Annotated in this window: 21 protein-coding genes; 14 read left to right on the forward strand and 7 right to left on the reverse strand. The window is 51.9% G+C overall.

What is annotated here, in order from left to right:
* The first annotated feature begins 3 nt into the window (after positions 1-3).
* The 6 genes from ACR9YC_RS12260 to ACR9YC_RS12285 all read left to right on the forward strand — a co-directional run bounded on the left by ACR9YC_RS12260 (position 4) and on the right by ACR9YC_RS12285 (position 5597).
* Entirely contained in the window at positions 4-933 is a 930-nt protein-coding gene (locus ACR9YC_RS12260; protein ID WP_438728056.1) for an NAD-dependent epimerase/dehydratase family protein, read from the forward strand.
* A 178-nt stretch (positions 934-1111) separates the two neighbouring features.
* Positions 1112-1354: an acyl carrier protein gene (locus ACR9YC_RS12265; RefSeq protein ID WP_438728058.1), complete on the forward strand. Its 243-nt coding sequence runs from the start codon at positions 1112-1114 to the stop codon at positions 1352-1354.
* Positions 1355-1387: 33 nt separating this feature from the next.
* The gene (gene spt / locus ACR9YC_RS12270) at positions 1388-2587 is read left to right on the forward strand and encodes a serine palmitoyltransferase (protein ID WP_438728060.1); all 1200 of its coding nucleotides are present in this window, start codon (positions 1388-1390) and stop codon (positions 2585-2587) included.
* Positions 2588-2593: 6 nt separating this feature from the next.
* Positions 2594-3448, forward strand: a complete 855-nt coding sequence (gene purU / locus ACR9YC_RS12275; protein WP_438731825.1) for a formyltetrahydrofolate deformylase — start codon at positions 2594-2596, stop codon at positions 3446-3448.
* A 55-nt stretch (positions 3449-3503) separates the two neighbouring features.
* Positions 3504-4301: an enoyl-CoA hydratase/isomerase family protein gene (locus tag ACR9YC_RS12280; protein WP_438728062.1), complete on the forward strand. Its 798-nt coding sequence runs from the start codon at positions 3504-3506 to the stop codon at positions 4299-4301.
* A gap of 60 nt (positions 4302-4361) precedes the next feature.
* Positions 4362-5597, forward strand: a complete 1236-nt coding sequence (locus ACR9YC_RS12285; RefSeq protein ID WP_438728064.1) for a bifunctional alpha/beta hydrolase/OsmC family protein — start codon at positions 4362-4364, stop codon at positions 5595-5597.
* Positions 5598-5634: 37 nt separating this feature from the next.
* On the opposite strand, the gene ACR9YC_RS12290 is transcribed toward ACR9YC_RS12285, so the two are convergent.
* The 3 genes from ACR9YC_RS12290 to ACR9YC_RS12300 are packed head-to-tail and all read right to left on the reverse strand — an operon-like array spanning position 5635 to position 8074.
* Positions 5635-6564, reverse strand: a complete 930-nt coding sequence (locus ACR9YC_RS12290; RefSeq protein ID WP_438728066.1) for a hypothetical protein — start codon at positions 6562-6564, stop codon at positions 5635-5637.
* 8 nt (positions 6565-6572) lie between these two features.
* Positions 6573-7547 (reverse strand): diacylglycerol kinase family protein, encoded by a 975-nt coding sequence (locus ACR9YC_RS12295; RefSeq protein WP_438728068.1) that lies wholly within the window; start codon positions 7545-7547, stop codon positions 6573-6575.
* On the reverse strand, positions 7544-8074 hold the full coding sequence (locus ACR9YC_RS12300; RefSeq protein WP_438728070.1) for a DUF2141 domain-containing protein: 531 nt from the start codon (positions 8072-8074) through the stop codon (positions 7544-7546). The genes ACR9YC_RS12295 and ACR9YC_RS12300 overlap by 4 nt, the downstream gene beginning before the upstream one ends.
* Before the next feature lie 123 nt (positions 8075-8197).
* Between ACR9YC_RS12300 and lptF the strand changes: the two genes are divergently transcribed.
* Genes lptF through ACR9YC_RS12315 form a run of 3 tightly spaced genes read left to right on the forward strand, consistent with a single transcriptional unit; the run spans position 8198 to position 12028 of the window.
* The gene (lptF, locus tag ACR9YC_RS12305; RefSeq protein ID WP_438728072.1) at positions 8198-9409 is read left to right on the forward strand and encodes an LPS export ABC transporter permease LptF; all 1212 of its coding nucleotides are present in this window, start codon (positions 8198-8200) and stop codon (positions 9407-9409) included.
* 8 nt (positions 9410-9417) lie between these two features.
* The gene (gene lptG, locus ACR9YC_RS12310) at positions 9418-10515 is read left to right on the forward strand and encodes an LPS export ABC transporter permease LptG (RefSeq protein WP_438728074.1); all 1098 of its coding nucleotides are present in this window, start codon (positions 9418-9420) and stop codon (positions 10513-10515) included.
* On the forward strand, positions 10496-12028 hold the full coding sequence (locus ACR9YC_RS12315) for a lipopolysaccharide biosynthesis protein (RefSeq protein WP_438728076.1): 1533 nt from the start codon (positions 10496-10498) through the stop codon (positions 12026-12028). Before lptG ends, ACR9YC_RS12315 begins: the two co-directional genes overlap by 20 nt.
* A gap of 41 nt (positions 12029-12069) precedes the next feature.
* Here ACR9YC_RS12315 and ACR9YC_RS12320 read toward each other — a convergent pair whose 3' ends face one another.
* Positions 12070-13209: a fatty acid desaturase family protein gene (locus tag ACR9YC_RS12320; RefSeq protein ID WP_438728078.1), complete on the reverse strand. Its 1140-nt coding sequence runs from the start codon at positions 13207-13209 to the stop codon at positions 12070-12072.
* Positions 13210-13453: 244 nt separating this feature from the next.
* Here ACR9YC_RS12320 and ACR9YC_RS12325 point away from each other — a divergent pair, with 244 nt between their 5' ends.
* Positions 13454-14614, forward strand: a complete 1161-nt coding sequence (locus ACR9YC_RS12325) for an N-acetyltransferase (RefSeq protein WP_438728080.1) — start codon at positions 13454-13456, stop codon at positions 14612-14614.
* A gap of 12 nt (positions 14615-14626) precedes the next feature.
* Here the strand turns inward: ACR9YC_RS12325 and ACR9YC_RS12330 are convergent, their stop codons facing one another.
* Positions 14627-15043: a hypothetical protein gene (locus ACR9YC_RS12330; protein ID WP_438728083.1), complete on the reverse strand. Its 417-nt coding sequence runs from the start codon at positions 15041-15043 to the stop codon at positions 14627-14629.
* Between the two features lie 171 nt (positions 15044-15214).
* On the reverse strand, positions 15215-15769 hold the full coding sequence (locus ACR9YC_RS12335) for a GbsR/MarR family transcriptional regulator (protein WP_438728086.1): 555 nt from the start codon (positions 15767-15769) through the stop codon (positions 15215-15217).
* Positions 15770-15895: 126 nt separating this feature from the next.
* Between ACR9YC_RS12335 and glpD the strand changes: the two genes are divergently transcribed.
* Positions 15896-17413, forward strand: coding sequence for a glycerol-3-phosphate dehydrogenase (glpD, locus tag ACR9YC_RS12340; RefSeq protein WP_438728088.1), 1518 nt, complete (start codon positions 15896-15898; stop codon positions 17411-17413).
* A 30-nt stretch (positions 17414-17443) separates the two neighbouring features.
* Here glpD and ACR9YC_RS12345 read toward each other — a convergent pair whose 3' ends face one another.
* Complete coding sequence (locus ACR9YC_RS12345; protein WP_438728090.1) at positions 17444-17929, reverse strand: TspO/MBR family protein; 486 nt, start codon at positions 17927-17929, stop codon at positions 17444-17446.
* Between the two features lie 159 nt (positions 17930-18088).
* On the opposite strand from ACR9YC_RS12345, the gene ACR9YC_RS12350 reads away from it, so the two are divergent.
* The 3 genes from ACR9YC_RS12350 (at position 18089) to ACR9YC_RS12360 (ending at position 21420) form a co-directional block, all read left to right on the forward strand.
* A complete protein-coding gene (locus ACR9YC_RS12350) occupies positions 18089-19420 on the forward strand; it encodes an NAD(P)/FAD-dependent oxidoreductase (RefSeq protein WP_438728092.1) in 1332 nt (443 codons plus the stop codon).
* 106 nt (positions 19421-19526) lie between these two features.
* Positions 19527-20306, forward strand: a complete 780-nt coding sequence (locus ACR9YC_RS12355) for an SDR family oxidoreductase (RefSeq protein ID WP_438728094.1) — start codon at positions 19527-19529, stop codon at positions 20304-20306.
* A gap of 10 nt (positions 20307-20316) precedes the next feature.
* Positions 20317-21420 (forward strand): MBL fold metallo-hydrolase, encoded by a 1104-nt coding sequence (locus tag ACR9YC_RS12360; RefSeq protein ID WP_438728096.1) that lies wholly within the window; start codon positions 20317-20319, stop codon positions 21418-21420.
* Positions 21421-21447 lie beyond the last annotated feature (27 nt).

Here is a 21447-nt window from a genome sequence, read left to right on the forward strand (position 1 = left end):
GCGATGCAGGATATGACCATAGCCATAACCGGCGCCACGGGTTTTCTGGGTGGGCGCACCATGGAATTGGCGCTTGAGCAAGGCTATGCAGTGCGCGCCCTCACTCGCCGGACACAAGAGGATCGCAAGAATCTGGCATGGGTAAAGGGCGCACTGAGCGATCAAGCCGCGCTGGATGCTTTATGCCATGGCGCAGATACTGTGCTGCATATTGCCGGGGTGGTAAACGCGCCCACGCCTGCCCTGTTTGACGCGGGCAATATCAAGGGCACCGCCAATATGTTAAGCGCAGCGCAAAAGGCAGGTGACCCGCATTTCATTCATGTCTCATCATTGGCTGCACGCCAGCCGGAACTTTCTGATTATGGCCGATCCAAAGCAGGAGGCGAGACTTTGGTAACAAGGTCCGTCCTGCCCTGGTCAGTCATCCGGCCGCCAGGCATTTATGGCCCCGGCGACACGGAATTTCTGGATATGTTCAGGCTGGCACAAAAAGGCTTGGCCCTATTGCCGCCCAAAGGCCGTGTTTCGCTTATCCATGTCGATGATATGGCCCTGCTGTTACTCGCCATGATTGGCCATGGTCCGGCCCGCACAATCTGGGAAGCAGATGACGGCATAGGCAATGATACGCTGCGCGGATGGGATCATCGCGATTTTGCTCGTGCAGTTGGCCATGCCGTTGGCCGCGACAAATTACTAACCCTCAACGCACCAGCGGCTTTGTTAAAAACCGCAGCGCGGGCGGACCGCATGGTCCGCGGTTCTGCCGCCAAATTGACGCCGGACAGAGCCCGCTATCTGTCCTGGCCGGACTGGACAGTTGAACCGTCCCGGCGACCGCCTGCCTCCTTATGGTCCCCCGCCATCGATACGCAGCAAGGATTGGAAGACACTGTCAGCTGGTACCGGGCGCAAGGTTGGCTAAACTGATAAGCAAAATGGCGATGTAAGCACTGCGCGGCTTGCCATAAAGTCGCCGCACATCGCCGCAATGGCGCTATTTTGTCCTGCCAATAACCCAATCTTGTCTTGCTGTTAGCAAGAGATTAGATAGGGAGCGTGCAGAGCATCTCTGCTCCGCAACCTTATCCATAAAAAGGAAAGTGAAATGACAGATCGCAGCGCGACATTTGCAAAAGTCGCCGAACAAATTACGCCCTTTAACAATAAGGGTGTCGCATTGGACGAAAGCACCACCTTTGCCGGCGATTTGGAATGGGACAGCCTGACCGTAATGGATTTTGTCGCTGCGATTGAAGACGAATTTGACATCATCATCACCATGAATATGCAGGCAGAGATTGAGACAGTGGGCCAATTGGTCGATGCTGTCGAAAAGCTGGCCGAATAAGCCGCACCAGACAATAAGGCCAGGACGACATATATGGTAGACTTGCTTTCCAAATTTGATCCACTGATCGAAGAGCGCGAAACACTGCTGGGCAAAGGCGTGCGTGACCCGTTTTCGCTGGTGATGGAAGAGGTGAAATCACCCACAGTGGCGATCTGTAATGGCCAGGAAACCATCTTGCTGGGCACCTATAATTATATGGGCATGACCTTTGACCCTGATGTGATTGATGCGGGCAAGGATGCGCTGGAAAATTTCGGCAGCGGCACCACAGGCAGCCGCGTGCTAAACGGCACCTATCGCGGTCACCGCGATTGCGAAGATGCGCTGAAAGAATTTTATAATATGGACCATGCCATGGTCTATTCTACGGGGTATCAAGCGAACCTTGGCACCATTTCGGCGCTGGCGGGCAAAGGCGATTATATCATTTTGGATATTGATAGCCATGCCAGCATTTATGATGGCTGCTCCATGGGCAATGCAGAAATTGTGGCGTTTCGCCATAATGATGTAGAAGCTCTTGAAAAGCGTTTGAAACGTCTGCCTGAAGAGGCTGGTAAGCTGGTCGTGCTGGAAGGCGTCTATTCCATGCTGGGCGATGTGGCACCGCTGAAAGAAATGGTGGCTGTCTGCAAAAAATATGGCGCTATGACATTGGTTGATGAAGCACATTCTATGGGCTTTGTCGGTGAAAATGGCCGCGGCGTATGTGAGGAAGCGGGCGTGATTGATGATGTAGATTTCATCATCGGCACATTCTCAAAAAGCGTTGGTACAGTGGGCGGCTTTTGTGTCTCCAACCACCCGAAATTTGAAATTTTGCGCCTTGTTTCACGCCCCTATATTTTTACGGCCAGCCTGCCGCCATCTGTGGTGGCGACGGCGACAACCAGTATTCGCAAGCTGATGCATGCTGGCAATAAGCGCGCGCATTTGTGGGAAAATAGCAAGACTTTGCACAAAGGATTGCAGGATTTGGGCTTCACTCTGGGCACGGATACCCCGCAATCTGCTATCATTGCCGTCGTGCTGGAAGACCTGACCAAAGGCGCAATGCTGTGGCAGGCGCTTCTGGAAAATGGCCTTTATGTCAATCTGGCGCGCCCGCCTGCAACGCCAAAAGGCATGACCTTGCTGCGCTGCTCGCTTTGCGCAGAACATACAGCGGAGCAAGTACAGCAGATATTGGGCATGTTCGAAGCCGCTGGCAAACAGGTCGGCGTTATCTGATCCATGATAAATAGGGATATGATCCTTACCCTGTCCTGCGCTGACAGGCCGGGATTGGTGGCCGCTGTTTCGGGCTATTTGGCGCAGCGGCAATGCAATATCTTGCGCTCTCAGCAATTTAACGATGTCGAAACACACCGCTTCTTCATGCGGGTGCGTTTTGAGGCGTTGGATATGACGATTAGCGCGGATGCCTTGCGGCAAGGCTTTGGAGAATTGGCGGAGCTTCACGCTATGGACTGGACCATGCGCAGCACCCATGAACGCAGAAAAGTGCTGATATTGGTATCCAAATTTGACCATTGTCTGGAAGATTTGCTCTATCGCAAACATATTGGTGAGCTGGAAATGGATATCGTCGCCATTGCCTCTAACCATGCGCGCAATGACAGCAAGCCATCATTGATCGGTGATATTCCCTATCACCACTTACCAGTGACCGCTGATACCAAAGCGCAGCAAGAGGCCGCCATACGCGATCTGATTGAACAAAGCGGGGCGCAGCTTGTGATATTGGCGCGCTATATGCAGATTCTTTCTGATGACATGGCTCGCTGGCTGGAAGGGCGCTGCATCAATATTCATCACAGCTTCCTGCCCGGTTTCAAAGGCGCAAAACCCTATCATCAGGCACATGCACGCGGCGTAAAGATGATTGGTGCTACCGCACATTATGTCACCGCTGATCTGGACGAAGGGCCGATTATCGCGCAAGATGTAGAGCCTATTAGCCATGCCGACAGCGCGGCCGATCTGGTCGCCAAGGGCCGCGATATTGAATGCCGCGTATTGGCCCGCGCTGTGCGCAGCCATATTGATGATCGTGTGCTGCTCAATGGTTCGCGCACTGTGGTCTTTTAGGCCGCTATCAGTCTATAATCATGCGGCGATATTTTGATGATGAAAGAGAGCCGGTATGAGCACAGCAATTTTGATCGAACAGCGCGGCGCAGTGGACATTGTAACGCTCAACCGTCCGGATAAACTGAACAGCATGAATGCCGATATGGTCTTTGCCTTGCAGGATTATTTCCGCGCTGCGCAGGACCGGCACGATGTGCGCGTCATCATCTTGCGCGCCAACGGGCCAACTTTCTGCGCTGGGCTTGATCTTAATGGCTGGGTTCAAGACCAAAGCGAAACTGGGCCGGTACATAAAGCATGGAAAACGCAGCGCGCTATTGCCACAGTCATGCAGTTAATGCGCAGTTGTCCGCAGCCGATTATTTCTCTGGCACAAGGCGCGGCCTGTGGCGGTGGCTTTTCTTTATTATTGGCTAGCGATGTCCGCTATGGAGCGCCTTCGCTAAAAATGAATGCGGCCTATATCAAGATCGGCCTAGGCGGTTGTGATATGGGCTCCAGCTATTTTCTGCCACGTCTGGTGGGTGCTAGTCTGGCTAGCGAGCTGATATTAACCGGCAGATTCATTCATGCCGAACGCGCCAAAGCAACCGGCCTGATCAGCGATATTACCGAGGAAAAAGAGCTGTTGACCATGGGGCTGGCACTAGCGGAGGAAATGCTGGACACAGCGCCCATGGGGCTGCGCCTGACCAAGGACGCGCTGAACCGCAATATTGATGCACCCAGCTTTGATGCAGCCATGGCTTTGGAAGATCGCCAACAAGTAATGCTGGCCCAGACAGAAGACAGCCGGGAAGCAGCCAAAGCCTTTTTCGCCAAACGCAAACCCGATTATAAAGATATTTGATGCCCTGAAGGGCGTCGTAAAGATAATAATCCCATTCCCAAATAAAGGCCAAGCAAAGAGATGACACACAAAACAGAGAAGTTCCGCTTTACAGGCAGCAACGGCCAAAAACTTGATGGCCGCCTAGAACGCCCGATCGATGGTCAAATACGCGCAGTCGCTTTATTTGCGCATTGCTTTACCTGCACCAAATCAAGCCATGGTGCGACCCGTATCGCCGCCGCTTTGGCCGATTCAGGTATCGCCACCTTACGCTTTGACTTTACTGGTCTAGGCGGAAGCGAAGGTGACTTTGCTGATAGTGGCTTTTCTGCCAATGTGCAGGATCTGGTAGCCGCGGCAGATGCGCTGCGTGACCATGGTCCTGAGTTTGCGGGCAGCAGTGCACCGCAATTGCTGGTTGGCCATTCGCTAGGCGGGGCTGCGGTCATTGCTGCTGCTGAATTCATCCCCGAAGCACGGGCCGTTGCCACAGTGGGCGCACCGCACATGGTCGATCATGTTTTAGAGCAATTGGGCACACAATTGGCAGAAGTCGAATCCAAAGGCGAGGCCGTGGTAAAACTAGGCGGGCGAGACTTTCACGTCACTGATCATTTTGTGAATCAAATGCGCGGCCAACCACAATCCGAACGACTCGCCAAATTGGCACGACCTCTATTGATCCTCCACGCCCCCGATGATGCGATCGTGCCGTTTAGCGAGGCTGAGGCAATTTACGCCGATGCAGCGCAGCCCAAGAGCCTTGTTACCTTAGGCAATGCGGACCATTTGCTAACCCGTGATGGTGCTGCGCAAAATGTTGCGGCGCAGATTGCGCATTGGGCCGATGGCTATTTGGATGCCGCACCACCGGTAGAAAATGATCTGGATGCTGGTTTGGTCCATCTGGCGAGTATCGGCAACACCTTCACCCAATTGGTGCAAACGCCAGATCATCAATGGCTGGCCGATGAACCGCGCAGCTTTGGCGGGGATAATCTGGGGCCGACACCCTATGACCTGCTATTATCATCTTTGGGTGCCTGTACGGCTATGACCTTGCAAATATATGCCGCACGCAAAAAGTGGTCACTCACCCATGTTGAGGTGACATTGGAGCATAGCCGCGAGCACAAAGCCGATTGCGAAGACTGTAACAACACACAGAACCGCGTTGATATTATTGACCGTGTTATCGTTATAGAGGGTGATTTGGATGCGGATCAAAGAAAGCGGTTATTGGAAATTGCCGATAAGTGCCCCGTGCACAAAACGCTTACCAACACAGTAGAAATCAATACGCTCCCTGGATGATATGGGCGCGATAATATGCCGCTCACCGGATATGGCTTTAGCGCACTGCCCCTTTGAGCAGCAACCTTGGCAATAGCGTCAATGCGCCCAATAAGGGCCATTTGCGCTGCCAAGGGCGAATAGTGATTTGCGTACCCGCATGGCGGTTGATCTTCCATGCAAGATAATCAATGCCGCCAGCATAGGTGCCGCTTGCTTTGGCCAGCCGTGCCAGCGTCATCCATTTGCCGCGGCGGCGCAGTTTTGGCCAGCGTGCACGTTCGGCGGCCATGGCATCATCTTGACCACCCGCAATATTGATTGTCCCGCCTCGCAAAACGGCCTCAAAACCCGTCTTGTCCAGCGCCGCAGAGGTGAAGGCGCGATAACGTTCGGGGTCGAATGCAACAACCGATTGTGCGCGGCTCTTTCGCTCGGCCCGCAGTTCGGCATTATAGGTTAGCTGAAAACCACGATGCCACAGATCCGCAACTTCAACATCTCCGGCACCGTGGTCGGCAATAGCCGCACGCAATAAGGTCGGCGTCGCTCCAGCAACCGCCTCTATCGTTCGCGCTGTAACATCCTGCCCCGCAGTCCAGACCAAACGCGCTGGCTGCGCGAAGCGTGCCCAGACCGACACAGTATCAGCCTCTGGCCTGTTTAGCCGATAAAAATCATGTGCGCTGAGGACAGCGAATTTGGCCACTAAACCCTGATATTCAGCAGGGAAAACATTAGGAGGAATAAGCTCATTGGCCCGCACCATCCAGCTATCGCCATAGGCCTCGCGATAGTCTGAAACGATGAGATAGAAATCCAGCATCTCGCCTTCAAGACGCTCACTGCGCAGGCACGAACCGTAGAACATAACCGCTTGTGCAGCCTTGGGGTAGCGCGCGGCAATTGCTGCGGCAAAGGCATTGATGCGCGGGTCAACCGGCGTCGCCAGCTCATCCGCTATGAGTTCTGAAAAGTCCGGGCCCATGGGCCGGCTTAGGCGGCGAGCCGCAAAAACGGAACAGGCTCAGTAGTGCGCAATGTAATGGGCCGCCCACTGCGCGCTTCAAACAATTCGCCATCCAGCACGACACAACCACGATCGCTTTCTATTTCGATCACATCGTCACGCTCAAGATGCAAACCGGCACCTGCACGCGAACCGAAGCGGCCTGCCATCGTATCGCGGATCATCGTCCAAAGACCCGAACGGTTATTTTCGACCGCAACAAATTTCATATTGTCGACATATTCGGCGGTTTCTTTGCCGGTCTTGCTCCGCAGCAATAATTTTTCCAGCGTAGTGACCATCAATACCGAGAAATTGCCCTGAATCTCTCCATGACGCACCATTGAGATGCGCATATTTGACGATGTCACGGGCAGGAAACGTGCGCTGGCATTGAACATGAGCGACACAATAGTCGCCACTGCAGCGATAAAATGGCTGATGCTATTGGGCAGACCCAGCGGGTAAATCTTATTACGGCAATAGAGGATAATATCTGCAAGCCCTGCACCACCCAGAAACATGCCCAATACCGGCGTAGGATGAGCATCATCTGACAATGCGATCAACTTGCGCACCACAACATGATTTTCCAGATCATTACGGGTGATATCCAGCATTTGTTTCAAAGCAACCAGAGCATCACCTTGCGCGCCAAGATCAAGCGCAATCAAATTGGTCTTGCCGTTTGGCAAAACCGCAATAGGTGGCGGGTTATCACCGAAATGGCCACCTTGATACATTTCGGTCAATGTTGCCTGTACCGTTCCGTCACCGCCATTGATGATCAGCACTTTGGGTTTCACCAGAGCAATGGACTTCAAAGCCATGGCAATCTGGTCAACGGCCTCTACCTCATAATGGAAGATATCCGGTTCATGTGCACAAAAGGCTCGCATTTCGGGCAGGCCAGACTTGTTGCCGGTCGATTGCGGATTGGACAGAAGGGCAATTAATGTCATGTTGTTTTCAATGGCTCAATGGAAAGACCCTGACGATAGTTCAGTACAACGCGAATGCGCTTAATACCTTTGCCAACGGCAATGCGGGTTTTTCGAACAGATGGTTTAAGATTGGTGAGAGAAATATCTGGATTACCGGAAAAGCCGCCGCCGTCACTCCATCCTGATTTGCCATTGCCATCAAGATCATGACGCACGGCTATACCATAGTCGCCAACTGCTGGAACAGGCACACAAAAGAGCATTTTGTTGCCGCTTACCGCTACAGGAATATCAATGCGGTTAATCCATTGGCCTTTTTTCAGCCATGATTGCTTTGTCGCGCGATAAGATTGTACGCGAATGCGGCCAGCAGAATTTTTAAAGCCTACCACTTCGACCAAGACTGCAGGCTTAGCAGAACCGGCGCGGCACAAACGCATATCATTGTCTATTTTCTCTCGCTGCGCTTGCGCTGGAGAGGCCACCAATACCAAGCCACCTAGCAAGATTGCTGCTTTTGCGGTTAGATTGGTAAAGTTCACCATGGTCTTTTTGATCCTGTCCTCTATATGTTGCAGGCTAATGGAAGCCAGCGTGCATGTCATTTTGCTATAGAAACATAATGGATATGCTTTGCGGCCAAATCATGGTGATAGAAGGACAATAAGTTGAAATTCCTGACCGCCACGGACCGATATATTGCGCGCTTGGTGCTGGTGCCGCTGGTTTTCACATTGTTAATCGCGGCCATGTTGCTGTTGCTCGACAAAATGCGGCGATTATTTGACTTTGTGGCAGCCGAAGGTGGACCGGTCAGTGTAGTCTGGCGGATGCTGGCCAATCTCATCCCTGAATATCTCTCGCTTGGCATCCCTATCGGTTTGCTATTGGGTGTTTTGCTGGCGTTTCGCAAATTGTCCCTGTCATCAGAACTTGATGTCTTTCGCGCCGTTGGACTTGGCTATGGCCGGTTGCTGCGCGTGCCATTCATCATCGCAATCATTTTGGCGGGCATAAATCTCGCTTTGGTTGGCTGGATCCAGCCGGAGTCGCGCTATGCCTATGAACGTTTGGGCTTTGAATTGCGCTCTGGCGCATTGGGTGCATCTATCAAAGTCGGTGAGTTTACCAGTTTTGGCGATGATATGACCATGCGAATAGAAAGCAGCCGCGATGAAGGCCGCAGCCTTTCAGGCATATTTGTGCGGGCATCAAACAAGAATGACGATGTAATTACCGTCACCGCCAGCGAAGGCCAGTTTCTTGCCACTGACGATCCAGACACAATCATATTGCGTTTGCAGGATGGCAGGCTGGTCCATGACAATAAAAGCTATGTTTCGCCGCGTATCTTAAATTTCAGCAGCCATGATCTGCCGATAGACCTGCCCAAGATTGAGGCCTTTCGTGATCGTGGCGGTAAGGACAGGGAATATACCTTGCCCGAGCTGGTGCGGATAGGCACTGATGCCAATATTTCACAGGACGAACGCAATAGCAGCCGAGCAAGTTTCCACTTTCGCATTGTCGAGGTAGTGATGATGATGCTCATGCCATTATTGGCGGTTGCTCTGGCTATTCCCCCCAAAAGATCAACATCTGCTCTAGGCGTCTTTCTGTCGATCATCATCATTGTGACCTATCATAAGATAAACCAATATGGGGAGGATGTCGGCGCACTGGGCTATATTGACCCCATCATTGCGTTATGGGGGCCGTTTATACTCTTCTCCGGCATGATATTGTGGATGTTCTACACCGTTTCCTATGTTCCGGGGGGGCAACCCATTGGTGCGCTGGAACGCTTTTTCTCCAAGTCTGGCAGCTTCCTTAAAGGCATGATGTCCATCGGCCGCAAACGCCAGATTCACAATAGCTAGGTCGGTATATGCAGTTGGAATTCTTCCCGTCCCGCACCACCGGATTGTATATGGCTCGCATGTTTTTTGTGCGGATATTGGCGCTGCTTGCGCTTTTGGTTCTGGTGTTACAAAGCCTCGATCTGCTAGGCGAAAGCGGCACGATATTGGCCTATCCCGGCAATGGACAAGCGGAATTGCTAACTTATATCAGTCTGCGCGTGCCGCAGCTTATTGCACAGTTTCTGCCCTTTTCAGTCCTTTTGGCGACCATTGTTACGCTGGCCACGTTAAATCAGAATAGCGAGATAGTCTCGATGAAGGCCGCAGGATTGTCTGCACACCAGATATTGGCACCGCTGCTGCTGACCAGCCTTGCTGTCGCCATATTGGCCTTTGCCTTTAATGATCGCATTGTTTCCAAGGCCACAGCCACTTTAACATTGTGGGAAGCAGCAGAATATGGACCCATTCCCAAAGATCTGAACAGCCGTACCAATGTCTATGTGCGTGATGGCAATGATGTTATCCGTGTAGCATCCGTCTCTGGTTCGGGTAAGGATACACAGCTCAGCGGCCTCAATGTCTATGTGCGCGATGATAATGGCGGCTTGCGGGAAATTATTTCCGCCGACAATGCCAGCTTTGATGGCGCGCAATGGACATTGCAGGAGCCATTTGTTTTTGATCTGGTCTCTGGCAATAAAAGGCGGGTTGCGGACCGTATTGTCGGCAAGGGCGTAACGCCGGACCAATTTACGCTGGCCAATATCAATGCTGCGGGATTGTCTTTTGGCGAACTGGGTGAGGTGATTGAAGAATTGCGTGCAGCCGGTCGCCGGGCCAATGATTTGGAAACAACCTATTGGCACAAAATTTCCAGCCCGCTTTCGTCAATCTTGATGCCATTATTGGGCGCGATAGCCGCTTTTGGTCTGGCGCGGTCCGGGCGGCTTTTCTTCCGCGCCGTTATCGCCATGGCGCTGGGCTTTGCCTATTTTGTTGCTGACAATTTCGCGCTGTCCATGGGCAGTCTCGATGCTTATCCGCCTTTACTAGCAGCATGGGCGCCCTTCATATTGTTCCTGCTCATTGGTGAGACAGTTCTTGTCCGCACCGAAGAATAGCGAAGACGCACCGACAATCGGCAAGTCAGATGTCGGAAAAGGTGCTGGAATGGCAGCAATGGCGCGGCTTGGTGCCTTGGTCGAACTGGCGGCGCAACCCGCCTATATCTGGATGTTCGGTCTGGCCACCTATGGTCTGTATGCCGCTTTCTGGTCCGCCATCAGCCTGCTTGGCTTTTCGCTTAATCTGGGTTTGCATCAGGCTCTGCAAAGGCTTGTGCCCGGCGCAGATAATGACGAACAGGCCCATGCCATTGTCCGCTTCACGCTCTTGGCCGCTATGGTGCCCGTCATCTTAGCCGTGATCGTGATCGGTATCGCTGCACCACATATTGCGCCCTATTTTTCCGGTACGGCGCTATCACAAAGCGATCTGATATGGCTCATCCGTATTTTCAGCATCTCCTTACCGCTGCTCATCCTGCTTGAAATTGCGACCGCCGCCGTCCGTGCGCAGCGTGCATTTGGGCCAGAAATCCGGTTGCGCATTTTTTGGGAACAAGTCAGCCGCCTTGTCATAGCGGGTATATTCTTTGCACTGGGCTATACTTTGTTCGGCCTGTTCGCTGCGCATATTGCCTCACTGGCCATTACTGGCGTTTTCGCGCTGCGCTTGCTGGCCCGCTATTATGATGCAAAACTGATATTAACCGCCAAAGCGCCCACCGGTATGCGGCGCAATATTTTGGCAACCGGTCTGGCGATGATGCCGCCCATCATTACGCGCAGGGCCTTTAATGACCTGCCACCTGTTTTGCTAACATTGACCATATCAGGGACTGTTGGACTACAAGCCTCTGCCCTTTATGTGATTGCGCGCAAAGTCGCTTCAGTGCCGCTAATTGTGCGGCAGGCATTTTTATATGTGCTGGCACCTTTATCATCTGCGCAGGCAAAGACGGACCGCAAGGCCATTGCGCCGCTATATGGTTTCGCCAACAGACTGGCAGCGATCATCATGCTGCCTTTGGCCATGGCGATGGCTCTGATCGGTGATGTGATATTGATGCTCTTCCCGCGCGAGGCAAGTGTGGCGCTGCCGATATTGATCGTGTTGCTGGCAGGCCGTGCTGGCGAGACATTATTGGGCGCAGCAACCCCGATCGTTGAAATGACAGGCCACCGCGCATTGCCCCTCATCAACAGCCTTTTGGGGCTCGTTGCTGCGGCCATATGCTATTATTTTCTGCCCCCCGAAGCCGGCGCGGTTGGCATGGCATTGGCCGTTGCCATTGGCGTCAGCGTTGCCAGCTGGGTGGCCGTTCTAGAGCTAAAATATTTTGACAAAATACCGGCATGGGACCGGCACTTCCTTTGGGCGGTGTTACAACAATCTGCCGGATCTATCCTGCTGATCATCATCAGCAAGGGCATAGCGCAACAGCCAGATTTAGCCCGTTTGGGGATTATGCTGACAGCAATGTTGATGGTGATCTGGCTGGGCCTAAAGTTCGCACTGGACGCAGATGATAAGCAAGCGCTTGGCAAGACTGCACGCATTTTGCGGCTTTAATTTTGGTAATGTTCTTATACGGCAAACCACCTGATCGCAACTCAGACGTTATGCGTGCCAAATGTGCTTTTTACCAAACGCGTAACCAGACCAGGCAAGCCTTTATAATTGGCAGCCCAATAAGGCGAGTGACTTGGCAAAGTCTCGACCAGTTTGCGGTGCGCCTTGCCCAGTTCATGATAGGGAATGCTGGGCAGCAAGTGGTGGAGCGCATGATAGCGCAAGCCGACCGGCGCCCATAATTCAGGCAATGTCGCAGGCGGAGGTACATTCACGCTGTCGAGATATTGCGCTGTAACGCTCATCGGTTCACCCTCATTCTCCCACAAATGCGCAACCAATGTGCGCACCTGATTGATGACAACCGATACTGATAAGATTACCAAATAGGTCAGAAAATAGCCAAGCGGTATGATGGACAGGCTGGTAAGGCTGATAAGGCCGATAGCCCATAGGCTCGTCGCACCCTCCAAAAGCAGCCAATCGCGCCGCGCTTCGCCTTCCGGCATTTTGCGGCGGAAAATAGGATTGATAACCAGCCCGGAATAGCGCTCGACCACAATAGTGCGCAGCGGCGGAATCAGAAACGAAAGCGGAGTCAGAACGGCATAACGCAGCAACAAGGCGATGGGCGCAAGCGCCGCGACCATAACAAAGAGCGGCACAGTCCAAGGCTTCATCAATGCCAGCGGCAGATATTCAGGGTCTTTCTCCGTGCCATAACGGGTTTTGTTATGATGCAGATTATGGACGCCTTCATACATGAAACTTGGCATCATCAACGGCACACCGATGAACAGATTCCAGCCCCATTTGAAACCGCGCACAGAGTTTTTCTTCATATGTGAAATTTCGTGGATGAAGCTGCCCGCGCGATAAAGCGCCAACACCGAAACCACACCAAATGCCAGAATAAGGAATATATTGCCCGCTAGCATGGCGCCCAACATCGCTGCATAACCCAGTAACGCCGAACCCAGAAAGTCCGTCCAATAGATCCGACCATCATGCTGGCTATGTTCGCGCGTCAGCTTTGCCGCAAGCCTGACCAGCTCCATATCCTCGCTCTTTTGAAAGCGCAGCCGCTGAGCATTGGCATCTGCTTGAAAGCCGGCTGTCACCGGATCGGGCTCTTGGCCTTTGGTAAATTCGGCCTGTTGTTCGGCCATATTGCTGTTCATAATGTTTTCCATATCGCACACAGCCATATATAAATCAAAGTGGCAGCATCAAGGCAGCAATACGATGACGGGGTGTTTAAGACAGAATGCATCTCTGGGACAGGGTTGTGATACAACGCCACCGTCTCGTGTCGCTTGACATTTGTCAGACGCTTTCGGCAATAGGTGCAAAAATAGTATGAATGACATAAGATAGCTGCAGCATTGCAATAGATTGCGGTTGCCGCGCTAATGAGAGACGGACATGGCCCATAGCAATGACATCACCATATCGCAGGTTAAGGGCAAAGCAGCTTTGTCGGCCTTTATTGATATTGGCTATAGATTAAACACCAATACGCCCAATTGGGTGCCACCGCTACGGCAAGAACAATTTGATTTGTTCAATCCAAAAAAGAACCCCTTTTTCGAACATGCCCGCGTCCAACCCATGATTGCAACCCGCGCTGGCCGAATTGTTGGACGTATTTCGGCACATATTGACGAACTGGCACTTACGCAACCCATTGAGCAGGGCTTTGGCCCCGGAACCGGCAATTGGGGCATGTTGGACGCTGAAGATAAAAATGTTGCGCAGGCGTTGATAGCTGCGGCCGAGGATTGGCTGCGCGAACAGGGCATGTCACGCGCTGTTGGTCCTCTCAGCCTATCCATATGGGATGAGCCTGGCGTTCTGACCAAAGGGTTTGACCATGAGCCGATTGTGATGATGGGGCATGACCATGAACATAAACAGGACTGGATAAAGGCCGCAGGGTATAAAGATGCAAAGTCGCTCTATACATATGACCTTGATATATTGAAGGATTTCCCTCCCCTGATTCAACGCATCGTCAAATCTGGTGAGCGTAGTGAACGGATCAACATCCGGCGTGTTAATAAAGACAAATTCGACCAGGAAGCGGCCATTCTCATGGGCATTTTGAATGATGCATGGTCAAAAAATTGGGGCTTTGTTCCACTCACAGATAGTGAGATTGCCCATGTCGGCAAAAAGATGAAACCGCTTGTGCGTGAAGACCTTATCATGATTGCAGAGGTTGAAGGCGAGCCTGTCGCATTTATGATGACCATTCCTAATCTGAATGAAGCGCTGCGCTCACTAGATGGCAATCTATTCCCCTTGGGCTGGGCCAAATTGCTGTGGTGGCTGCGCAATTGCCGTTCCCATTCGGTTCGCGTTCCGCTTATGGGCGTGTCATCAAAATTTCAGAATACACGGCTGGCCAGCCAATTGGCCTTTATGATGATAGAATATATCCGCCGTGAGGCCGTGAAAAATTATGGCGCAGTGCGCGGTGAAATCGGGTGGATATTGGAAGATAATCAGGGGATGGTGGCCATAGCAGATGCCATTGGTGCCACCATCAACCGTGAATATATGATCTTCGAAAAGTCACTATAAACGCTATCTGTATCAATCCAGCAGGCGATCAGCACTGCGTTGGCTGGGTTCGGGCGGGCTTGCCGGAACGGTCCAGCGATCCCCATACCAACGGGCGATTTTGTCACCATGCCGGTTAATCGCGCCCATATTGAAGAAGTGCATTCCGCCCAGCAGCAGAAGCGCCAAACCAACATGCAACCCCAGAAAGCGGAATATGCCTTCAATAGAGGCCACTTCACCAGCCTGGCTGAGCGCTAGAGAGATAAAACCCAGATTGACGAGATAAAAACCGACTACCAGCAAATGGTTTACCGACGTCGCCAATTGATCATCATCCGCCAAATAGCGCACCAGATAGACTTTGCCGTTTACAGACAGGCTATGCGCGACCCATATGGTCATCCCGATGGCCAATATCAGATATAGGCTATAAGCAATTATGGTCATTGATATTCTCCTTTAATTGTTATTTCGGTAAAAACTGAAATATATAGATATGCCAATTGTGATATGTGAATCTGGTGTGTTCTGCTCTGTATGTTTGGATGTCTTTGGTTGCGGGCCTGACTTATGCGACCCTTACACATCGAATAGGCCTGCCAAGGGACATTTTAGGCGCTAGTCACCCGCTGATGCCTTGCCACTACCCGGAATGAACCGAGCAACCTTGGCACCCAAATTCATCAGCGCGATCAATGTCGATTTTTTGAGGCCGCGCACTTGTTCGTACCAGCCAGTCAGACGCCCAATAAATTGGTGCATATTGCCAATCCGTTCCCTGATATGTGCGGGTAGGTCTTTATTATGCTCCATGCGTTCCTGCAATGCGGCGAGTTTGGCGATAGTCGGGTCAATTTCCCGCCTTTTGCGCTCTGCAGTGATGGCCATAAAAAGATCCCACAATTCGGTCTCTGCTTGAAAAAAGTCGCGGCGTTCTCCAGGTTTGTGACTGCGCGTGATAATGCCATAGCCTTGCAATTCTTTTAAGGCAGTGGACACATTGGAGCGCGCAATATCCAGTGCAGTGCAAATGGCCTCTGCATCCAGTGGCTCATCACTTAAATATAGCAGCGCATGTACTTGCGCGACTGAACGATTAGCACCCCAATGGGTCCCCATCTCACCCCAATGCAGGATAAACTCCATCGCTTCTGGATACCGTTCAACGCCCATGATTATTTCCTTTCGTAATTTCTGTTATTTCAGAAATATAGATATGTCAAGCGCTGCGTCATGAAAATTTGCACTGTAACCAATGCCTCCGTAAAGGGGACAGGAATTGGCAAAGGCTGTAAATGTATGACAAACCAGATCACAACTGAATATGACCTGCTGATCATTGGCGGCGGCATTAACGGAACGGCAATTGCCCGTGATGCGGCAGGGCGCGGGCTTTCCGTGCTATTATGCGAAAAAGATGATCTGGCGCGCCACACATCATCGGCCAGCACCAAGCTGGTGCATGGTGGTTTACGCTATCTGGAATATTATGAATTTAAGCTGGTCCGCGAGTCGCTGAAAGAACGTGAAGTGATGCTGCGCAGTGCGCCGCACATCATCTGGCCGCTACGCTTTGTTTTGCCTTATGACAAAACTTTGCGCCCCGCATGGATGCTACGTGCAGGCCTGTTTCTTTATGACTATATGGGCGGACGCAAATTGCTGCCACCATCAAAACGGGTCAGCCTGTCCAAGGGCCGCTATGCCAATATTCTGCATAAAGACTTCACCTTCGGCTTTGAATATTCTGATTGTTGGGTTGAGGATGCCCGGCTCGTCGTGCTCAACGCTGTCGCGGCCAAGGAAAAGGGCGCAGATATAGCCGTGGGCGCGAAAGTATGTGATCTAAAAAGTAATGAGAACGGCTTTACCGCCATCATCAACCATAGTGACGGACAAGAGCAAACAGTACATGCAAAGGGCATAGTCAATGCTGCCGGTCCATGGGTTGAGGAAGTGCTGCAATCCATTAAGCCTGGCCGTAATGACAATAGCCTGAGGCTGGTCAAAGGCAGCCATATTGTCGTGCCCAAATTGTTTGATGACGAACATTGCTACACCTTCCAAAATGGCGATGGACGCGTTGTTTTCGCTATTCCCTATGAACAGGATTATACGCTCATCGGCACTACCGATGTTCCGCATGATGAAGCCGATCATCTGCCTGAAATAAGCGCTGATGAAATCTCCTATTTGTGCGATGCCGCTTCGGAATATTTTCTGAAAACCATTACACCCGATGATGTGGCATGGACATATTCTGGTGTTCGCCCGCTTTATGACGACAAAGCAGCTGACGCATCAGCGGTTACACGCGATTATGTACTGAGCGTTGAAGAATTGGCACAGGGTGCGCCCTTCATGTCCGTCTATGGCGGCAAGATCACCACCGCGCGTAAATTGGCCGAACATGCCATGGAACAATTGGCAGATTTCTATCCGCAAATGGGCGACAAATGGACCCGCGAGGAATCGCTTCCCGGCGGTGATATTGCCAATGCTGATTTTGATGGCTTTCTGGCCCAAGCCAAAACGCGATATCCGTGGTTGCCAGTAAATATATGCCACCATCTCGCCCGTGCCTATGGCACACGCATCCATATTCTGTTGCAGGATATGGCATCGTTAGAGGATATGGGGCAATGTTTCGGCAATGTTTTGACCGAGGCAGAGATCCGCTATCTGATAAACCATGAATTTGCCCGTAGCGGCGAAGACATAATGTGGCGGCGCAGCAAGCTGGGTCTGCATATGACGCAAGAGCAGCGCGCAGCGGCCAATGCTGCAACGCAGACTATTGTGGCTACAAATAAATAAACATAATGCTTAGGCCTTACAGCCTATAAATTATTCTGTGTCGTTGCCAAATGGCCGATTGAGCGACACAATTTTGGCATTCAGAACCGCCGCAAAGCTGACCCATAGCAAATAGGGCAGGATCATAAGCCCCGCTGTCTGGGATATGCTGATATTCAGAGCGAACATTGCAGCCACAGAAAGCCAGAGAAACACCACCTCTATCAAGGCCCAATCAGGGCGCCGCAAAGTAAAGAAAAGCGGTGACCAGAGAAAATGTCCGACAAGATTGGCGCCATATACCGCGAGGATCATATAACGCGTGTCATAGCTGCCAGTGATATTCCACACAATCACCCCTGCCCATGCGGCCAAGCCCAGAATGATCGTCCAAGCCGGACCGAACAGCCAATCAGGTGGCTGCCATCTGGGTTTGCGCAAATTGCGATACCAAGGGCCGATACTGGTCAACAGACCGCCGCCTAGCCCAAGAAAAATGGCCCAGGCCAGCGCCGCTATGACAGGATAACTCAACATCCAACCTTAGTGCGCCCATTATCGCATTAAGGCAATGACCTCATGGCACAACGCAAAGACAAAAAAGTTGCAAAAATACCATATAGAGCCGCAGTTTGTTTCGTTTGGGAACGATATTCTGTTTCAAACGCTCAAACTGTACGTGCGACGGGCATGCATATGAACAATATGGAGCATGGCAGGGTGAGGAAGACACAAATAGTTGTTGTTGGCGGCGGCGCTGGCGGGTTGGAACTGGTGCGCAAATTGGGCGCGAAATATAGCCGAAAAACGCACGATATCATTCTTGTAGATTGCAATCTTACCCATGTCTGGAAGCCATTATTGCATGAAGTGGCCGCTGGTTCGCTCGATGCCAATATGGATGAAGTCGGCTATGGCGGCCATGCGGTGCGCTGGGGCTATCGCTTTTTCCATGGCAGGCTGGAAACGATCGACCGAGAGAAAAAGCAGATAACGACTGCACCTTTGATGGACGATGAAGGCAATGAAATTATTAGCCGCCACACCATCCGCTATGATTATCTGGTCCTCGCCTTTGGCGGTGTATCGAATGATTTTGGTGTTCCCGGCGTGCGCGAACATTCACACTTCCTTGAACATCGTGCGGACGCTGACAATTTTCGCCAACGTTTGCTCAATGCCTGTTTGCGGATCAACCATCTGCACAGCACGGGCGATAGTGAGGCAGAAGTGCGCATCTGCATTATCGGCGGCGGCGCAACGGGTGTGGAACTGGCGGCCGAGCTGCACAATGCGGCAAGCTCCTTACAAACCTATGGCCTAGAGGTATTTGTTCAAGACAAGTTGAAAGTCGTACTGTTAGAAGCAGGCCCGCGTATCCTGCCCGGGCTGGACCCGGAATTGTCCCACACGGCCCATCGCGAGTTGGAGCAATTGGGTGTTGAGGTTAGAACATCAGCAGCCGTGACGGGCATTTTGCCCAATCGCGTAGAAACCGCAGGGGCAGAGCCTTTGGCGGCTGATCTTATCGTTTGGGCCGCTGGCGTAAAAGGCGCTGATGGCATTCAGCAAATGAGCGATTTAGAACTGAGCCGGCTTGATACATTTGTTGTCAAACCATCGCTCCAGACCAGTCAGGACGATCATATCTTTGCACTGGGCGATTGCGCCTATTGTCACTTGCCGGGCAGTGAGCGCCCCGTACCGCCGCGCGCGCAATCAGCGCACCAAATGGCCAGTCTTATTTTTGAAAATCTGATACGCTTGCAAAAGGACAAGCCGGTGAAAGATTTTGTCTATAATGACCATGGCTCTCTGGTTTCTCTTAGTCGTTTTTCCGCCATTGGCAGCCTGATGGGTAATTTGGTAGGCGGCAGAATGGCTATTGAAGGGCGGTTGGCACGCTGGGCCTATCAATCATTATACCGTATGCATTTGATAGCCATTCACGGCTATATGAGAGGCATTGCCTTGATTGTAATTGGCAGGGTCAACCAGATCGTCCGGCCCAAATTTAAACTGCATTAGACTGTCATCACTGCCATATTTCGATGCATATCTCGTCTTTCTAAACGAAGTTTGCTAGCCCTATGCCCAAGCGCGCACGAAGATAGCAGCGGGCATGGGAGAGAATATGCAGATCAAGGACAAGATTATCGTGGTGACAGGCGCGGGCAGCGGAATTGGCCGTGCGCTTGTTGAACGCTTCATGGCTGAGGGCGCACGGCATGTGATCGCCGCAGATATCAATGCCGATAATGCCGCAAAAACTGCACAGGATTTTGGCTGCACAGCCATGACAGCCAATGTCGGGCGCGATGCGGATGTTAAACAGTTGATTGAACGCACGGAAGATGAATGCGGCCCGATTGATCTTTTCTGCTCCAATGCCGGACTTGGTGCCGGTGCCAGCGAACAATCGCCCGATGATGAGTGGCAAATAAGCTGGGACGTTAATGTCATGTCCCATGTGTATGCCGCACGGCATCTTATCCCGCGTATGATTGAACGCGGCCATGGCTATTTTCTCAACACAGCGTCAGCCGCGGGATTGCTCAATCAAGTCGGCGGGGCGGCCTATGGCGTCACCAAACATGCGGCCATAGGCTTTGGCGAGTGGATCGCCATGACCTATAAGCATAAAGGCATCAAAGTCTCCATGCTGTGCCCGCAAGCGGTGCGCACAGCAATGACGGCGAATACGGAAGATGCTGGCGTTTCTGCAGCAGCAGCCGATGGCATGATAGAGCCGGAAGCCGTGGCGCAAAGTGTAATCGATGGACTGGCTGAAGAATCCTTCCTGATTTTGCCGCACCCCCAAGTCATTGACTATATGCAGCGCAAAACGGAAAATTATGATCGCTGGATTGGCGGCATGAACAAGTTTCACCGCATATTGACAGGCGAAAAATAGGGCGAGGAAAATGGCGGACACAAAAAAATCAGCGGGAAAACCCAACAGAAGAGGTAAAATCTGGTTGGTTCTGGGCGCCATCTTGCTGTGCGCAATGGCGAGTATCTTTATCTTTCAAAAACAGATTGGCACCATGATTTTTGACCGCGCCGTAGAACAGATGGGCCGCGATATAGTAAGCGATCTGGACGATAGTCTGCATGTCGGGTTATGCGGCACAGGTTCACCACTGCCCAATCCTGATCGTGCTGGCCCGTGCAATATCGTCATTGCGGGCGAGCAGGTTTTTGTCGTTGATATTGGTGAAGGCGGCGGGCGTAACATCAATTTGATGGGTATACCGGCCAGTCGCGTGACAGGGGTTCTGCTGACCCATTTCCATTCTGACCATATTGATGGACTGGGCCCGCTGATGCTGTTCCACTGGACACAAAGCGGGGCAACACGCCCGCTGCCCATCCATGGCCCGCAAGGCGTTGAAGCCGTGGTTGATGGCTTTAACGCAGCCTATGCCACAGACAAAATCTATCGCACCGCCCATCATGGTGAAAAGGTCGCACCCACTTCCGGCGGCGGCGGAGAAGCGCGCCCTTTCTCTATGAACGGTGAAACACAAATAGTGCTGGAGCGGGACGGGTTAAAAATTACAGCCTTTAAAGTAGATCATGACCCAGTAGATCCTGCAGTTGGATATCGTTTCGATTATAAAGGGCGTTCAATAGTGATCAGCGGGGACACAGCGAAATCGGCATCATTGGAACGCGCAGCCAAAGGCGCGGACCTGCTCATTCATGAAGCGCTGGCCACGCAAATGGTCGAACAGATGACGGCGATAGCGAAGAAGCGCGAAATGGCGAACTTTGTGACCATCACGCAAGACATATTGGAATATCACGCTTCACCAGAAGATGCGGCTGAGTCTGCTCAAGCCGCAGGGGTGCAGACATTGGTTCTTAGCCATCTCATCCCGCCTTTGCCCAACAGCTATCTCTACCCGGCATTCCTTGCAGGCGCACCGGACAAGTTTTCTGGAGAGATCATTGTTGGAGAGGATGGCATGTTTTTCTCCCTCCCCTCTGGTTCAGACGCCATTGAGCAAAGCGATCTGAAATAGGGGGCAGCGAATAGCGCTCCTTGCCGA

Source organism: Parasphingorhabdus sp. DH2-15, assembly GCF_051668705.1.
GTDB lineage: Bacteria > Pseudomonadota > Alphaproteobacteria > Sphingomonadales > Sphingomonadaceae > Alterisphingorhabdus.

What these genes read in the sequence shown, in the direction of transcription:
- ACR9YC_RS12260 (WP_438728056.1), top strand. Translation starts at nt 4, where the DNA reads ATGCAGGATATGACCATAGCCATAACCGGCGCCACGGGTTTTCTGGGT.
- ACR9YC_RS12265 (WP_438728058.1), top strand. Translation starts at nt 1,112, where the DNA reads ATGACAGATCGCAGCGCGACATTTGCAAAAGTCGCCGAACAAATTACG.
- spt (WP_438728060.1), top strand. Translation starts at nt 1,388, where the DNA reads ATGGTAGACTTGCTTTCCAAATTTGATCCACTGATCGAAGAGCGCGAA.
- ACR9YC_RS12280 (WP_438728062.1), top strand. Translation starts at nt 3,504, where the DNA reads ATGAGCACAGCAATTTTGATCGAACAGCGCGGCGCAGTGGACATTGTA.
- ACR9YC_RS12285 (WP_438728064.1), top strand. Translation starts at nt 4,362, where the DNA reads ATGACACACAAAACAGAGAAGTTCCGCTTTACAGGCAGCAACGGCCAA.
- ACR9YC_RS12290 (WP_438728066.1), bottom strand. Translation starts at nt 6,564, where the DNA reads ATGGGCCCGGACTTTTCAGAACTCATAGCGGATGAGCTGGCGACGCCG.
- ACR9YC_RS12295 (WP_438728068.1), bottom strand. Translation starts at nt 7,547, where the DNA reads ATGACATTAATTGCCCTTCTGTCCAATCCGCAATCGACCGGCAACAAG.
- ACR9YC_RS12300 (WP_438728070.1), bottom strand. Translation starts at nt 8,074, where the DNA reads ATGGTGAACTTTACCAATCTAACCGCAAAAGCAGCAATCTTGCTAGGT.
- lptG (WP_438728074.1), top strand. Translation starts at nt 9,418, where the DNA reads ATGCAGTTGGAATTCTTCCCGTCCCGCACCACCGGATTGTATATGGCT.
- ACR9YC_RS12320 (WP_438728078.1), bottom strand. Translation starts at nt 13,209, where the DNA reads ATGAACAGCAATATGGCCGAACAACAGGCCGAATTTACCAAAGGCCAA.
- ACR9YC_RS12325 (WP_438728080.1), top strand. Translation starts at nt 13,454, where the DNA reads ATGGCCCATAGCAATGACATCACCATATCGCAGGTTAAGGGCAAAGCA.
- ACR9YC_RS12330 (WP_438728083.1), bottom strand. Translation starts at nt 15,043, where the DNA reads ATGACCATAATTGCTTATAGCCTATATCTGATATTGGCCATCGGGATG.
- ACR9YC_RS12335 (WP_438728086.1), bottom strand. Translation starts at nt 15,769, where the DNA reads ATGGGCGTTGAACGGTATCCAGAAGCGATGGAGTTTATCCTGCATTGG.
- glpD (WP_438728088.1), top strand. Translation starts at nt 15,896, where the DNA reads ATGACAAACCAGATCACAACTGAATATGACCTGCTGATCATTGGCGGC.
- ACR9YC_RS12345 (WP_438728090.1), bottom strand. Translation starts at nt 17,929, where the DNA reads ATGTTGAGTTATCCTGTCATAGCGGCGCTGGCCTGGGCCATTTTTCTT.
- ACR9YC_RS12350 (WP_438728092.1), top strand. Translation starts at nt 18,089, where the DNA reads ATGAACAATATGGAGCATGGCAGGGTGAGGAAGACACAAATAGTTGTT.
- ACR9YC_RS12355 (WP_438728094.1), top strand. Translation starts at nt 19,527, where the DNA reads ATGCAGATCAAGGACAAGATTATCGTGGTGACAGGCGCGGGCAGCGGA.
- ACR9YC_RS12360 (WP_438728096.1), top strand. Translation starts at nt 20,317, where the DNA reads ATGGCGGACACAAAAAAATCAGCGGGAAAACCCAACAGAAGAGGTAAA.